This window comes from Candidatus Magnetobacterium casense (genome assembly GCF_019173545.1).
GTDB lineage: Bacteria > Nitrospirota > Thermodesulfovibrionia > Thermodesulfovibrionales > Magnetobacteriaceae > Magnetobacterium > Magnetobacterium cryptolimnobacter.
Window position 1 is genome coordinate 1 of the sequence record NZ_JABXWD010000038.1, and the last position, 15,158, is coordinate 15,158.

Consider the following 15,158-nt stretch of genomic DNA (forward strand, 5'->3'; position numbering starts at 1 on the left):
GGATTCTCCACAAAGAATGGCTTTATTGGCAGGATTGCATTCTTAGCTTAACACCTATGGGCTCCGCCCCCCTTCAGAACCCCCCGCAAGGGGAGGGGCGAGGCGCCCCAGCCACAAAGAAGTCCCCTTGACCCCATTATTTCACACTCAATTATCATGCCTGAAAAAACCTGTGTCATTTTAGTATACTCCAATCAACCGTGGGTGTAGAGATGGCGGTTGAGAGCTTGACGGAAGACAACGAAAGTCCGGTGAGACCTTTACACCACAAAGACTGAAGTCATATGATAGAAATACAAACCGAATGGACAGATAGAGAATTAAAAAACCTTTGCCGTGAAAAGTTCTGTCAGAAAGAAAAAATATAAAGACTCTCTTGCTGTATTTACGTGAAATAATGTATAGTAATAAGTAGGTATGAGATTATTTTTTTATAATTAGGGAAAAGTAATGGAAAAAGACAACTTAAATATTATGATATTGAACTCAGATCAACGGAGTCAGGACTTTGCCAAGGGGTCACTGAATTACTTGGGCTATGCAAAGGTCCTGGGGGTATCAAAGGTAAACAGTCTGCTAAACAACCTCAAGACCGAAAAGGTAGACCTGCTGCTGGCCGATTACAATACTATAATGAAGTACGACGAGGAACTGCTTGAAAAACTCAGGCAGTCTCACGAGGAGTCCCCGTTGCGTGTCATACTAATGATAGACAGCGATATCAACGTCAGAGAGCTAAAACGGATGTACAGGGAGGGCGTCACCTCCGTCTTGCAATACCCCTTCCAGATGAACGATGTCGAAAAGGCCATTAACGACGCAATCAGGAGCGTCCCCATAGCCATCACCAAGACGGTCAGAAAAATCAGGGACCTGGACTTCTTCTCATTCCTCTCCGACGACGAACTCATGTCGATGCTGAAGATATGCAAGTGCAGAAAATACAAGGAAGGCGATACTATCTTTGACGAAGGCGAAAAACCCGACAGATTCTACGTCATCGTAGACGGGATCATTGCCATCACCAAGGGGATTGAGCGCAAGCGAGAAGAGGTGCTGGCCCGACTGCGACGCGGCAGTTGCTTCGGTGAGATGGGCATCCTCGATGGCTCGCCACGTTCGGCACGCGCAAAGGCCTATGACGACGTCGTGCTGCTGGAGTTCGACAGACGCATCATGGAAGGCTACGACGACATCCTCACCCTAAAACTCTTCAAGAAACTCACACAGGTCTTTAGCAGACGATTACGGGGGGCGAACAACAAAATAAAGGAACTGGCAATCTTCGCCCAGAGCAAAAAGACAGACTCGCAACCTAAGGGCTGACAGGGCAGTACTGCACTTCCTGATCCGTTGTCGATCATTTCACACATCGAGCGACAAGAAGCGGCTCCGCCCCTTTCTTTCTTCTCTTTTCTTTTTTTAGGGGTTAGCCATTTGTTTGAGTTCTTTGAGGCGTGTGACTTCACCCAGTGCTATTAGGGTGTCCCCTGGCATTATGAATGTGTTATGCGTAGGATTGAAAGTCATCTCCCCACCCTGACGCTTTATGGCAACGATGATTATACGCAAGTTCCTACCAATGCCCGAGTCGCTTATCACACGGTCCGCCAACTCCGAACCCTCCGCAACTATGACCTCCTCCATCTGTAGTTCGATGTTGCCGCTCATGGTGGCAAACTCCAGGAAATCCACAACGGCAGGCTTTAAGATCGTGTGGGCAATCTTCAAACCACCGATGTGATATGGGGCAATGACCCTGTCCGCACCTGCCCTGAGGAGTTTCTTTTCGCTGTTATCCTCGGCGGCACGAGCCACGATCTTTATCGTGGGATTGAGCACCCGGGCGCTGAGTACCACAAACAGATTATGGGCATCCGAAGATAACACAGATACCAACCCCTTGGCCCTGTCTATGCCGGCCTCATTGAGTATCTCATCGAGGGTAGCGTCGCCGTTGATAAACAGCATCTCCTCCTTGAGGCGCTCATCCTCCTCTGACTGGTCTATCACAACAAAAGGGATACCGTTGGCCTTAAGCTCCTTGCAGATGATCCTGCCCATCCTGCCATAACCGCAAATTATATAGTGGTCCTTTATTTCCTGTATGCGTTTTTTCAATTTCCTCCTCCCAAGCACCTCCTGCAACTCACCCTCCAGGAGCACCCTCAATCCCACGTTTACCGAATAGGCCAAGAGGCCAACGCCAAAAAAAATAAGCACTATCGTAAACCACCTGCCATGTGGAGACAACGGATATATCTCCTGAAAACCAATCGTTGCAAGCGTTATCACTACCATGTAAAAGGCGTCAAACGTACTCCATCCCTCAATCAAAACAAAACCCAGCGTCCCCAGACACAGGATCAATACTATCAACACCACCGACAGTATCATTCTCCCTCTGAGGTCGTTTGTGCTAAACAAGAAACCCTCTTACCATCTTGATGAACCTGTCCCTGTGGGTACCTGCCCAAAACACCTTGTCGTACAGATAGCACCTGGTAAACTCATTTCTTCCAAGCATAGCGTCGGCTATGAAGCGTTGTTGATAAGCGTTTATCACATTAAAGAGGGGATACCCTCCCCCCGCCCCTCCCATAAAGGGAGGGGAATCTCTGTTGAGAGGGCAATGTCTTTGTCTGTTACTATATTTGCGCTGTGCTGGGTGTTGAGCAATGCCTCATGTTAGACACCGGCTTCTTCTTGCACAGGTGTTTGTTCCTCATGCTGCTCAGGGCCGGACTCCTGTTGTTCAGGGGTGGAGTCAAGTGCCGGCACGTGTTCGGGTACGTAGTAGTTTTCACGCCTTACGTGGGTGTTTTTAAATCTCTCCATGCCTGTGCCGCATGGGATGATCTTGCCCATGATGACGTTTTCCTTAAGCCCCTTGAGGTCGTCAACAAGCCCTGCCAGTGCGGCATCGGTCAATACGCGTGTCGTCTCCTGGAAAGAGGCCGCTGAAACCCAACTGTACGTGGTCAACGATGCCTTGGTGATACCCAACAGAAGCGGTTTGCCTATTGCCGGTCTGCCACCATTGCTCATGACAAGGGCGTTGTGCTCCTGGAACTGAATCCTGTCTACCTGTTCGCCGATCATCAGTTCCGTATCGCCTGCGTCCTCGATCCTGACCTTTCTCATCATCTGTCTGATGATGATCTCTATGTGTTTGTCGTTGATGGCAACACCCTGCAAACGATAGACCTTCTGTACCTCGTCAACGAGGTAACGCTGAAGCTCCGTTGGTCCCAGGATGTCGAGGATATCGTGCGGATTAACGGCGCCATCCATCAGTGCCTCACCAGCCCGTACCCAGTCGCCCTCATGCACGGTTACGTGTTTGCCCTTGGGGACGGTGTATTCCTTTACCACGTCGCCGCCCTTGACCTTTACCACCCTGGAACCCTTGAGCGTGGAAACAAACTCTACCACGCCGTCGATTTCGGAAACAAGGGTTGGTTCCTTGGGCTTTCTGGCCTCAAACAATTCCGCAACACGGGGCAGACCGCCCGTTATGTCCTTTGTTTTTATGGTCTCACGCGGTATCTTGGCCAGGATGTCACCGGGGGCAACTATGTCATTGCGCTCCACGAGCACGTTGGCCCCGGCAGGTAACATGTACCGGGCAGGGATGTGGCTCGATGGCAACTTCAGGGTTGATTTGCCGTGTTCGTCCTTTATCGATATTCTTGGTCTGAGGTTGAGGTGTGGCGGGAAGTCCACGATCAACTTATGTGACAGACCCGTGATTTCGTCAAGTTGCTCCTTGACCGATACGCCCTCTTCTATGTCACCCCATGCCACCCTGCCACCTACTTCCGTAAGGATTGGGGTTGAGTAGGGGTCCCATTCGGCTATTTTCTGTCCTATGACGACCTTATCGCTCTCCTTGACCAGGAGCTTGGCCCCGTAGACGAGGTTGTGCTTTTCCCTCTCACGACCATTGTCATCGACAACGGCCAGGAAGGCATTACGGTTCATGACAACCAGCAATCCCTCACGGTTGGTAACGTAGTTGAGATCGATGAATTTTATGTTACCGCCATGCTTGGAGGCAAGGACTGCCTGCTCGATGATCTTTGTGGCCGCCCCACCGATGTGAAACGTCCTCATGGTCAACTGCGTGCCAGGCTCCCCGATGGACTGGGCGGCTATGATGCCCACGGCCTCACCCATTTCGATCTTGTCGTTTCTGGCAAGGTCTCTGCCATAGCAGTTGGCGCAGATGCCAAAACGCGTCTGGCAGGTCAGCACGGAACGTATCTTTACTCTGTCAACACCGGCCTCTACTATTTTGTTGACGTTTTCGTCAGTGAGTTCGGTGTCCTTGAGCATGATGACTTCGCCGGTGAGGGGGTCTTTTATGTCCTCTGCCGTGAGTCGTCCCATGAGACGTTCCTCAAGGGGCTGGATTATCTCTCCACCTTCGATGAGGGCCGTGATGATTATACCGTCATCCGTACCGCAGTCAACTTCGGTGATAATCACGTCCTGGGCGACATCGACCAGTCTCCTGGTCAGATACCCGGAGTTGGCCGTCTTGAGGGCCGTATCGGCAAGCCCCTTGCGTGCCCCGTGGGTTGAGGTAAAGTACTGAAGCGGGGAGAGTCCCTCACGGAAGTTTGCCGTTATCGGGGTTTCGATGATCTCACCGGAGGGCTTTGCCATCAATCCCCTCATGCCGGCTAGCTGTCTTATCTGTGCAGCCGAACCCCTTGCGCCGGAGTCGGCCATCATAAAGACGCTGTTAAAGGCACGACTCTTTTCGATGTCTTCGGGGGTGAGGTCTTTGCCGTCTTCGGCGCCGAGTTCGGCCATCATGACCTCGGCCACCTTTTCCGTGACGTTGGCCCATATGTCGATGACCTTGTTGTAGCGTTCACCGTTGGTTATGAGGCCGTCGGCATACTGTTTGTATACCTCCATGACCTCTTTTTCGGCCTCTTTGAGGATTTCGGCCTTCTTGGAAGGGATGTGCATGTCCGATATACAGATGGATATGCCCGAACGTGTGGCAAACTCAAACCCCATACGCTTGAGGTTGTCGAGGAACTCCACGGTCTTGCGTCTGCCGGCGTACTTGTGGGAGTAGTCGATGACCTTCTGTATTTCTTTCTTGGTGAGCAGCCTGTTGACCTCTGCAAACGGCACGTTATTTGGCACTACCTCATAAAACAAGACCCTGCCAACGGTGGTGTTTACAGACTGTCCGTTGTGCATCACCTTTATCTTTGTGTGTTCCAGTACCTTTCTGTTGTCGTATGCGATGCGCACCTCATCCATGGATGAAAACACCTTGCCCTCGCCTATAAGGCCGTCTTTTTCCTTGGTCAGGTAGTACAGACCAAGGACCATGTCCTGTGTGGGCAGCACGATAGGCTTTCCACTTGCGGGGGAGAGGAGGTTGTTGATGGACATCATCAGGACGCGTGCCTCCACCTGTGCCTCTATTGACAGAGGTATGTGTACGGCCATCTGGTCGCCATCAAAGTCGGCGTTGTATGCGGTACAGACCAGGGGGTGCAGCTTGATGGCCTTGCCCTCGATGAGCATTGGGTCAAATGCCTGTATACCCAGGCGATGCAGCGTTGGGGCACGGTTTAACAACACTGGATGTTCCTTGATTACCTCCTCGAGGGCATCCCAGACCTCGGGGCGCTCCATTTCGACAAACTTCTTTGCCTGCTTGATGGTTGTGACGTAGCCCTTTTCCTCGAGCTTGTTAAAGATAAACGGTTTAAACAGCTCAAGTGCCATCTGTTTTGGGATGCCGCACTGGTGCAGCTTCAGCTCTGGCCCGACCACGATGACGGAACGCCCGGAGTAGTCCACGCGCTTGCCCAGGAGGTTCTGTCTGAATCGGCCCTGTTTTCCCTTGATCATGTCGCTGAGGGATTTGAGCGAACGTTTTGTGGAGCTTTTTGGTACCTTGGCGCCCTTGGTGTTGTCAAAGAGGGCATCGATGGCCTCCTGGAGCATCCTCTTTTCGTTTTTGATGATAACGCTTGGGGCCTTCAGCTCGAGCAGACGTCTGAGTCTGTTATTGCGGTTGATGACCCTGCGGTAGAGGTCGTTAAGGTCGGAGGTGGCAAAGCGTCCCCCCTGCAACGGCACCAGGGGACGGAGGTCGGGGGGCAGCACGGGGATAACGTCAAGGATCATCCACTCGGGCTTGTTGCCGGAGAACTTGAACGCCTCAACGATCTTGAGTCTTTTGGTCAGTTTCTTTTTGATTCCGATGGAGTTGGCCTCGTTTATGCGTGTTTTGAGATCGACGCTGAGGGGTTCAACATCGACTTTGCGCAGGAGTTCCCTGATGGCCTCGGCCCCCATGCCGGCCTTGAACCTGGTGCCAAACTCGTTGGTATACTTTTTGTATTCTTCGTCGCTGAGTATCTGTCTTTCTTTAAGCGTGGTGTCCTGTGGGTCGATGACCACGTAGCTCTCAAAGTAGAGGACTTTTTCGAGGTTTTTCATGGTCATATCCAGGAGCATTCCGATTCTGCTTGGAACGCCCTTGAGGAACCAGATGTGTGCCACGGGGGTACACAGTTCTATGTGTGCGAGGCGCTCACGTCTGACCTTGGATTGAATGACCTCCACGCCGCACTTGTCGCAGACCACGCCGCGATGTTTCATGCGCTTGTACTTGCCGCAGATGCACTCCCAGTCCTTGACGGGGCCAAAAATCTTTGCGCAGAACAGGCCATCCTTTTCAGGTTTGAAGGTGCGGTAGTTGATGGTTTCGGGTTTTTTGACTTCACCAAAAGACCACTCACGTATTTTATCCGGGGATGCCAGGCGTATGCGTATGGCCTCAAAGTCCTTTGGATTTCTGGGTTTCTGGTATAGGCTGTAGATGTTTTCGGGTGTTTTATCCTGCAGCTCTTTTGAGCCGACAGGCCCCTTTCTCTCCAGGAGTTCTACGTCGAGGCAAAGGCTCTGTAGTTCCTTTATCAGGACGTGGAAGGACTCGGGCACACCTGGTTCGAGTGTGGCATCGCCCTTGACAATGGCCTCGTACATTTTTGCCCTTCCGGAGACGTCGTCACTCTTGACGGTGAGGAATTCCTGGAGCGAGTACGAAGCGCCATAGGCCTCAAGTGCCCACACCTCCATCTCACCCAGACGCTGACCGCCAAACTGTGCCTTGCCTCCCAGTGGTTGTTGTGTTACCAGTGAGTAGGGGCCGATGGAGCGTGCATGGAGTTTGTCCTCGACCAGGTGATGCAGTTTGAGCATGTACATGTATCCCACGGTGACGGATCGTTCAAATGGTTCACCGGTTTTACCGTCATAGAGGATGGTCTGTCCGTTTTCGTTCATGCCGGCCCTTGTAAGCATTTCGCGCAATTCGGTCTCCTGCACGCCCTCAAAGACGGGGGCTGCCACGTGGAAACCTAGTGCCTTTGCTGCCCATCCAAGGTGTGTCTCAAGTATCTGGCCGACGTTCATACGTGATGGCACGCCCAGGGGGTTTAGTACGATATCCAGGGGGGTGCCGTCGGGCAGGTATGGCATGTCTTCCCAGGGGATAACCATTGCCACTACGCCCTTGTTGCCGTGTCGTCCGGCCATTTTGTCGCCGACCTGTATTTTGCGCTTCATGGCGATGTAGACCTTGATCAGCTTGTTGACACCCGGGGGCAATTCGTCACCTTTTTTGAGGCGCTCTATGCGTTCGTCGTACTTTAACTGGAGTTGTCTGATGTACTCCCTGGTGGTTTTGACAAAGTCGTCTATACGAATCAGGACTGCATCTTCCTCTATCTTGAGGCGACCGATCATCCTTTCGGTAATAGCCTCCAGGGCATCACCTTCCAGGATTGTGCCGGCGTCATAGAGTACCTCTTTTGTCTTTGGGTCTCTGAGGTCTTCGGAGAGGGTCTTGCCGCTGAGTTCTTCTCTTATCTTGTTGTTTATTTCTCGTGCTACGATGCGGGTTTCTTCTTCGAAGTCGCGCTGTAGTTTTCTGATTTCGTCGTCTTCGAGGCTTTTTGCCCTGTTGTCTTTTTTGATGCCCTTTCGTGTAAAGACCTTTACGTTGACCACGGTGCCCTTAACACCAGGGGGTACGTAGAGGCAGCTTTCTTTGACCTCTTCGGCCTTTTCCCCGAAGATGGCGCGCAGTAGTTTTTCCTCCGGGGTCAACTGAGTTTCGCCCTTTGGTGTGATCTTGCCCACGAGTATGTCACCAGGCTGGACTTCGGCCCCGACATAGATGACGCCGCTGTCATCGAGGTCGGACAGTGCATCTTCGCCGACGTTTGGGATGTCTCGGGTGATTTCCTCAGGGCCGAGCTTGGTGTCTCTGGCTTCTACCTCAAATTCCTCTATGTGGATGGATGTAAAGACGTCGTCCTTGACGAGTCGTTCGTTGAGGAGTATGGCGTCTTCGAAGTTATATCCCCCCCAGGGCATGAAGGCTACCAGTACATTGCGCCCCAGGGCCAGTTCGCCGGACTCGGTTGAGGAGCCATCACTGATGACATCACCGGCCTCCACCACGTCCCCCACTGTGACCAGTGGGCGTTGATTTATACAGGTGGCCTGGTTGGAGCGGGCAAACTTTACCAGGTTATATATATCTACGCCGCAGTCGTTGGTTCTTATGACTATGCGGTTGGCGTCGATGCTTTCAACGACACCGGAGCGTTTTGCGATTTTAATGGCGCCGGAGTCTCGTGCTGCGGCGAACTCCATGCCGGTGCCCACGATTGGGGCTTCGGTCTGGATCAGGGGCACGGCCTGTCTCTGCATGTTGGAGCCCATCAGTGCCCTGTTGGCGTCGTCGTTTTCCAGGAACGGGATCAGCGAGGCCGATACGCCTACGATCTGCTTGGGGGAGACGTCCATATACTGGATGTCATCGCGGACGAATATTTTAATATCACCGCCCAGTCTGGCCGATATGGCATCGCCTGCGAGGTAGCCGTTTTCGTCGATCCTGGAGGTTGCCTCTGCGATGACGTACTTTTCTCCTTCGATGGCGGAGAGGTAGTTGATGTCGTCTGAGACCTTGCCGGCATCGACCTTTCTGTACGGGGCTTCCATGAAGCCGTACTCGTTGACCCTGGCATAGGTGGCCAGGGAGGTGATGAGTCCGATGTTTGGGCCTTCGGGGGTTTCTATGGGGCATATTCTGCCGTAGTGGGTGGGGTGTACGTCACGCACCTCAAAGCCCACGCGTTCTCTGGTCAGACCGCCGGGGCCCAGGGCGGAGAGTCTGCGCTTGTGCGTGATTTCGGACAGGGGGTTGGTCTGGTCCATGAACTGGCTCAACTGGCTGGAACCGAAGAACTCTTTGACTGCGGCCATGACGGGTTTGGCGTTGATTATGTCGTGTGGCATCAGGTCGTTTATTTCGGTTATCATCATTTTTTCTTTTATGGCGCGCTCCATTCTCACCAGACCGATTCTGAACTGGTTTTCGAGGAGTTCGCCAACGCTTCTGACCCTTCGGTTTCCGAGGTGGTCGATGTCGTCCACCTCACCCTGTCCGGTGCGCAGAGCCAGTAGGTACTTGATGATTTCTATGAGGTCTGTGGCGGTCAGGACGGTTTTGTCCATTGCCTCGTTGAGTCCCAGTCTTTTGTTGACCTTCAGGCGCCCTACGGGTGAGAGGTCGTAGCGTCGTTCGTCAAAGAACAGGCCGTCAAAGAGCACCCTGGATGCTTCGATGGTGGGCGGTTCGCCGGGGCGGAGTTTTTTGTATATCTCCAGGAGGGCGTCTTCCTTGGTGGATATCTTATCCATCAGGAGGGTGTCCCGCAGCGATGACAGGTACTTGACGTTATCGATGAAGAGCAGGCCGAGTTTGTTGATCCTAAGCAGGAGTATCTTTTCAAAGACCACTTCGGAGATCAGTTCGTTTCCCTCGACTATGATTTCACCGGTTTCGGGGTCTACGATGTCGTGGAGGCTGATGCGGTTGACGATTTCTCCTCTGGGTATGGGGATTTCATCCACCGATGCCAGTTGTAGTCGTTTGAGGGCGGCCTTGGTTATTTTTGCTCCCTCTTTAACGATGATTTCTTTGGTCTTTGGGTCGGTGATAGGCGTGTTTGTCTTTGTGCCGGTGAGGATTGGGGAGACCTTGCGAGTGAGCTTGTCTCTGTCGTGTATGGTGATTTCCTCTACGGGGTAGAATATCTTAAGGAGGTCTTCGTTGGAGTACCCCAGTGCCTTGAGGACGATAGTAGCGGGCAATTTTTTGCGTCTGTCTATTCTGACGTATAGGATGTCCTTTGAGTCGAATTCAAAGTCCAGCCACGAGCCCCTTGATGGTATTACGCGGGCCGTGTAGAGCAGTCTGCCGCTTGTGTGTGTCTTGGTCTTGTCGGTATTAAAGAATACTCCCGGGGAGCGATGCAACTGACTAACGATGACGCGCTCGATACCGTTTATGATAAAGGAGCCTGTTTCACTCATCAGTGGGATTTCGCCGATGTAGACCTCTTCTTCCCTTGATTCTCTGAGTTTCTTTTTTCCGTCTTCACTGGTATTCCACAGGTTGAGTTTTACTTTAATCTTGATGGGGGCCGAGTAAGTCAGTCCCTTATCGATGCACTCACGCTCACGGTATTTGGACTCCAGCATGTTGTATCCCATGTACTCGATGGAGGCCATTTCGTTGTAGTCGATTATCGGGAATACGCTGCGGAAGGCCCCCTCCAGACCAACGTTTTTACGTTTGTCCGCGGGGGAGTCTGCCTGCAAAAAGAGCTCATAAGACTGTCTCTGTATTTCAATTAAATAGGGTATCTCTCCTTTCCTTTTAACCTTACCAAGATTGATCCTCTCTCTTAATGCCCTTGCCATGTCACTCCTTACAGTCGTATATAAATTGTCTAAGTCCCCCTTTGTTGGAGACCGCTAAGTCTCCGTTGCGTGGAGACCGCCTTTCATGGTTGTTAAGGACATGTGAGTTTGCTATTTTATATCTACCTTGGCTCCCTGTTCTTCGAGTTTGGCCTTGATGTTTTCGGCTTCTTCTTTTGACACGCCGGTTTTGACTTCTTTTGGGGCGCCATCGACGAGTTCTTTGGCTTCCTTGAGGCCGAGGCCGGTCAGCTCTCTGACCACCTTGATGACCTGGATTTTCTTGTCACCAATGGCGGAGAGGATGGCGTCGAAGCTGGTTTTTTCTTCTACCGGAGCTGCCTCTGCCGCTGCCTGTGGCATGGCGGCCATTGCCACGGGCGCGGCTGCCGAAACACCGTATCTTTCTTCAAATTCCTTGATAAACTCCGACATTTGCAGGATCGTCATATTGTCGAAGTACTGAAATACCTGTTCTTTGGATAAGTCGCTCATTGTGTTGCCTCCTTAGTATTGGCTTATTTGATTTATTTATTGTGTACATCTCTGACAGTTCAAACTGTTCAGTTGTTTTCTGGTGTTTGTTCACCGGCTTCTTTTTCCTTTTTTTCCTTGAGTGCGTTTAGAGCGTGCCCTATGCGACTGACCGTTGCACCCAACAGGCGTGCCATTTGACTTGTCGGTGCCTGGAAGCATCCGGCGATTTGGGACAGCAGCACCTCTTTTGGCGGCAGGTCTGCAATGGTTTTCATCTGTTTGGCATCGAACAGACGCCCCTCCACGCACCCGTAGAGTACCTGAAGTTTGTCGTTGGTCTTGGCGAACTCGAACACCTTTTTGGCCGTCAGTGCAGCATCGTCATATCCGATGGTCACACCTATGGGGCCAGTCAGCACGTCTTTGACTACGGCCAGGGGGGTATCCTTTGCGGCTATCTTGGCCAGGGTGTTTTTGACCACCTTGTACTCAAGTTTGGATTGCCTAAACAGCACTCTCATGGCAGCCATTTCGGCATTGGTCATGCCCTTGTAGTTGGTCAGGACGACGGCCCTGGACTTCAGGAATCGCTCTTTAAGGCTTGCTACAATGTCTTCTTTGCCCTTTTTGTTCATCTTCATCGTGTTGTTGTCTCCATTGTGGTTGTTATTTTGCACCTGTTACAGACATTGACGGTCTCTTGCGATATTGAGGCAGGTTCTTTACACCATAGGAAAGAGTGGACACCTGTGGGGGCATTGCTTTGACTTTAGTTTTGCTTAACATTATGCGTTGATATCACACCGGTCATAGCATAGGGGCTGTTGCCGGAGGGATATGTCACAATCTTTCAAGTTTCGATTTCAAGTCTCAGCAGGCCGACCGTGGTCGTTTACTCTATCACTGTACCTGCAGTCTGTGACTGTCACGTCTTGGTCAGACTTCACATTACGGATTCTTTTATCAGTCGTTATATCCTTGTAATCGTTACAGAGCTGATATCGATTCTGAGACCTGGTCCCATGGTGGAGGAGAGGGTCAGTTTTTTGAGATACCTGCCTTTGCTTGCGGACGGTTTAGCCCTTATGATGGAGTCTATGGCTGTTTTGGCGTTATCGATCAGTTTTTCTGCGGGGAACGATATCTTGCCGATGCGCATGTGTACGATGCCGGCCTTTTCCACCTTGTAATCGACCTTGCCGGCCTTGATTTCGTTGATGGCCTTTGTGATATCAAAGGTCACGGTACCGGTTTTTGGGTTAGGCATCAGTCCACGGGGGCCGAGTATCTTACCGAGTTTTCCGACCATACCCATGAGGTCCGGTGTTGCGACGGCCTTATCGAAGTCGAGCCATCCCTTTTGTATCTTTTCGACCAGGTCTTCTGCCCCGATGATGTCGGCGCCTGCGTCACGGGCCTCTTTTTCCTTTTCGCCCTTTGCAAAGACCAGCACCCTGACTATCTTACCGGTACCATGAGGCAGGACTACGAAGCCTCGTACCATCTGGTCTGATTTTCTTGGGTCTACGCCCAGGTTTACGGCTATATCCACCGTTTCGTCGAACTTCACAAAGTGTTTCTCCTGCAGCACCTGTATGGCCTCTTGCAGGGAGTACTCCTTTGCCCTGGCAGCGTCCATACCGACTTTGTCCATTCGCTCTTTTGTTTTTGTTTCCAGGTCGGCCTTTACTGCCTCATATTTTTTGCCCATCACCGTCTCCTTATTGTTGTATCTGTGTGTGTGATTAATTAACTATGTCTATGCCCATGCTTCTTGCCGTTCCGCTGATTATGTTCATGGCGTGTTCTACGTCGTAGGCGTTGAGGTCCGGCATTTTTTCCTGTGCTATATCTCTGAGCTGTGCCTGTGTGATCTGTCCTACTTTGTCTTTGTTTGGCACGTTGGAGCCTTTTATTACGCCTGCTGCCTTTTTCAGGAGCTGGGAGGCCGGGGGGGTTTTCAGGATAAAGGTAAAGCTGCGGTCCTTGTAGATCGTTATGACGACCGGCACAATGGTATCACCCATAGGCTGGGTCTTGGCATTAAACTGTTTGCAGAATTCCATGATGTTTATACCGTGGGGGCCGAGGGCAGGGCCAATTGGTGGTGCAGGGTTTGCTTTACCCGCCGTTATCTGTATCTTTACTACCGTTGTTATTTCTTTTTTTGCCACAAACGTCTCCTTGCGATCTAATGTCTTTATTATCTCTTATCGTTACTCTGTTTATCGTTACTCTGTTTATGGGGTGTTATTTTTCTGTCGATAACGGGTTTATACTTTTTCCACCTGATAGAAGCTTAATTCCACGGGGGTTTGTCTGCCAAAGATGCTCACCATGACCTTTAATCGGCCGTGGTCGATATCGACCTCATCGACGTAGCCGTTGAAGTTGGAGAAGGGGCCGTCGGTTATGCGGAGGTTTTCGCCTTTTTCGAACTGCATTTTTACTTCTTGTCCGAGGCTTTTTTCCTGTTGTTGCAGGATCAGGTCCATTTCTTCTTCGGGCAGGGACACAGGAGCCATGCCACCGACAAAGCCCGTTACTCGTGGGACGCTGTTTACCAGGTGCCACGTCTCATCGTCAAGTTCCATTTCCACCATTATGTAGCCGGGATAGAATTTTTTATCGCTTTCTTTCTTTTTACCACGCTTCAGTTCTATCACTCGTTCTGTGGGGATCAGTATTCTGCCTATTCTGTGTTCTATGCCTTTTTTTTGCACCTTGTCTTCGATTCCGAGTTTGACTTTTTCTTCATAGCCCGAATACGTATGCACTACATACCATTTTTTTTCCGTTGTCATATCTATTTGATCAGCTTACTCACAAGTTTGGACAACCCCAGGTCTACAAAACCCAGAAACATCGAAACTACAAAGGAAAATATCACCACCACCCACGTTGAACCTATCAGTTCATCTTTACTTGGATAGACCACCTTTTTCGATTCAAGCGTTACTTCTTTTAAAAACGCCTTTATTTTTTCAACCATGCTGCACCCTTCGTCTTCACGATATATATTTCTCCTGATATTACGGCAATTACTACATGTTTCTCTGTCATCGTCTGTTGTTCGCTGCTTCGGCCAACCTCGCCGTGTTCATCTTCCGCCGGCCGTTTTGGCCCACCGGCCACCGGCTTTGGCCCACTGGTTGTCGTTCGCTTTGGCCCACCGGCCCTTTTGCCCACCGGCCGACCGTTGGCAGGCCAGGAGGGATTTGAACCCCCAACACCCGGATTTGGAGTCCGACGCTCTGCCGTTAGAGCTACTGGCCTATATTACACTTGCTTATATGCTACTGTACAACCAACAAATTTGTCAAGCCCACAACTTACCCTTGAAGGCGCTTCATGTTGCCTTTGCCAAGGGAGGGGGTGGGTTAGGCTTTTGTCTCCTTGTGCTCAGTGTGCTTACGGTCGTACCTGCAGAATTTTTTCAGGGTCAGTTTTCCCGTTGTATTTTTCTTGTTTTTTCGTGTTGAGTAGTTCTTACGTTTGCACACGGTGCACTGAAACAATATGATATCTCTCATTTAACACCTACTCCAATATTTCCGTAACGACTCCGGCCCCTACGGTTCTGCCGCCTTCTCTTATGGCAAATCGCAGTCCATTCTCCATGGCTATTGGAGATATCAGCTCTACCGCCACATTGATATTATCGCCGGGCATGATCATCTCAACGCCTTCAGGCAGCTCTACGACGCCGGTGACGTCCGTTGTCCTGAAGTAGAACTGTGGTCTGTAACCCTTAAAGAACGGGGTATGGCGTCCGCCCTCTTCCTTTGTCAGCACGTAGGCCTCTGCCCTGAACTTCGTGTGAGGCGTTATGCTACCTGGCTTGGCCAACACCTGGC

At 51.2% G+C, this 15,158-nt stretch carries 11 protein-coding genes, 1 tRNA gene and 2 pseudogenes; 1 reads left to right on the forward strand and 13 read right to left on the reverse strand.

The annotated features are described in order from the left end of the window. Positions 1–450 precede the first annotated feature (450 nt). Positions 451–1,326: a cyclic nucleotide-binding domain-containing protein gene (locus tag HWQ67_RS03530; RefSeq protein ID WP_218251266.1), complete on the forward strand. Its 876-nt coding sequence runs from the start codon at positions 451–453 to the stop codon at positions 1,324–1,326. Positions 1,327–1,422: 96 nt separating this feature from the next. Here HWQ67_RS03530 and HWQ67_RS03535 read toward each other — a convergent pair whose 3' ends face one another. The 13 genes and pseudogenes from HWQ67_RS03535 to tuf form a co-directional block, all read right to left on the reverse strand. Beyond that, the gene (locus HWQ67_RS03535; protein WP_218251267.1) at positions 1,423–2,427 is read right to left on the reverse strand and encodes a potassium channel family protein; all 1,005 of its coding nucleotides are present in this window, start codon (positions 2,425–2,427) and stop codon (positions 1,423–1,425) included. Further along, positions 2,420–2,566: a hypothetical protein gene (locus HWQ67_RS03540; RefSeq protein WP_218251268.1), complete on the reverse strand. Its 147-nt coding sequence runs from the start codon at positions 2,564–2,566 to the stop codon at positions 2,420–2,422. Before HWQ67_RS03540 ends, HWQ67_RS03535 begins: the two co-directional genes overlap by 8 nt. A gap of 122 nt (positions 2,567–2,688) precedes the next feature. After that, positions 2,689–6,888 carry a DNA-directed RNA polymerase subunit beta' gene (rpoC, locus tag HWQ67_RS20400; protein ID WP_425340696.1) on the reverse strand — a complete coding sequence of 1,400 codons (4,200 nt, stop codon included), beginning with the start codon at positions 6,886–6,888 and terminating at the stop codon, positions 2,689–2,691. A 42-nt stretch (positions 6,889–6,930) separates the two neighbouring features. Then, positions 6,931–10,824, reverse strand: a pseudogene (rpoB, locus tag HWQ67_RS20405) (DNA-directed RNA polymerase subunit beta); the annotation flags it as partial. Between the two features lie 111 nt (positions 10,825–10,935). Further along, positions 10,936–11,319: a 50S ribosomal protein L7/L12 gene (gene rplL, locus HWQ67_RS03550; protein ID WP_218251269.1), complete on the reverse strand. Its 384-nt coding sequence runs from the start codon at positions 11,317–11,319 to the stop codon at positions 10,936–10,938. A 68-nt stretch (positions 11,320–11,387) separates the two neighbouring features. Beyond that, positions 11,388–11,942 (reverse strand): 50S ribosomal protein L10, encoded by a 555-nt coding sequence (rplJ, locus tag HWQ67_RS03555; RefSeq protein ID WP_218251270.1) that lies wholly within the window; start codon positions 11,940–11,942, stop codon positions 11,388–11,390. A gap of 329 nt (positions 11,943–12,271) precedes the next feature. Continuing rightward, on the reverse strand, positions 12,272–13,012 hold the full coding sequence (gene rplA / locus HWQ67_RS03560) for a 50S ribosomal protein L1 (RefSeq protein WP_218251271.1): 741 nt from the start codon (positions 13,010–13,012) through the stop codon (positions 12,272–12,274). A gap of 34 nt (positions 13,013–13,046) precedes the next feature. Further along, the gene (rplK, locus tag HWQ67_RS03565; protein WP_218251272.1) at positions 13,047–13,475 is read right to left on the reverse strand and encodes a 50S ribosomal protein L11; all 429 of its coding nucleotides are present in this window, start codon (positions 13,473–13,475) and stop codon (positions 13,047–13,049) included. A gap of 99 nt (positions 13,476–13,574) precedes the next feature. After that, positions 13,575–14,105, reverse strand: coding sequence for a transcription termination/antitermination protein NusG (gene nusG / locus HWQ67_RS03570; protein WP_218251273.1), 531 nt, complete (start codon positions 14,103–14,105; stop codon positions 13,575–13,577). Between the two features lie 2 nt (positions 14,106–14,107). Beyond that, positions 14,108–14,293: a preprotein translocase subunit SecE gene (gene secE, locus HWQ67_RS03575; protein ID WP_218251274.1), complete on the reverse strand. Its 186-nt coding sequence runs from the start codon at positions 14,291–14,293 to the stop codon at positions 14,108–14,110. A 208-nt stretch (positions 14,294–14,501) separates the two neighbouring features. Further along, positions 14,502–14,577, reverse strand: a tRNA-Trp gene (locus HWQ67_RS03580). 104 nt (positions 14,578–14,681) lie between these two features. Continuing rightward, on the reverse strand, positions 14,682–14,834 hold the full coding sequence (gene rpmG, locus HWQ67_RS03585) for a 50S ribosomal protein L33 (RefSeq protein ID WP_218251275.1): 153 nt from the start codon (positions 14,832–14,834) through the stop codon (positions 14,682–14,684). A gap of 7 nt (positions 14,835–14,841) precedes the next feature. Next, a pseudogene (tuf, locus tag HWQ67_RS03590) lies at positions 14,842–15,158 on the reverse strand (elongation factor Tu); the annotation flags it as partial.

Excerpts from the sequence above, each read along its gene's own strand:
- HWQ67_RS03530 (WP_218251266.1), top strand. The coding sequence starts at position 451 with ATGGAAAAAGACAACTTAAATATTATGATATTGAACTCAGATCAACGG.
- rpmG (WP_218251275.1), bottom strand. The coding sequence starts at position 14,834 with ATGAGAGATATCATATTGTTTCAGTGCACCGTGTGCAAACGTAAGAAC.
- secE (WP_218251274.1), bottom strand. The coding sequence starts at position 14,293 with ATGGTTGAAAAAATAAAGGCGTTTTTAAAAGAAGTAACGCTTGAATCG.
- nusG (WP_218251273.1), bottom strand. The coding sequence starts at position 14,105 with ATGACAACGGAAAAAAAATGGTATGTAGTGCATACGTATTCGGGCTAT.
- rplL (WP_218251269.1), bottom strand. The coding sequence starts at position 11,319 with ATGAGCGACTTATCCAAAGAACAGGTATTTCAGTACTTCGACAATATG.
- rplA (WP_218251271.1), bottom strand. The coding sequence starts at position 13,012 with ATGGGCAAAAAATATGAGGCAGTAAAGGCCGACCTGGAAACAAAAACA.
- rplJ (WP_218251270.1), bottom strand. The coding sequence starts at position 11,942 with ATGAAGATGAACAAAAAGGGCAAAGAAGACATTGTAGCAAGCCTTAAA.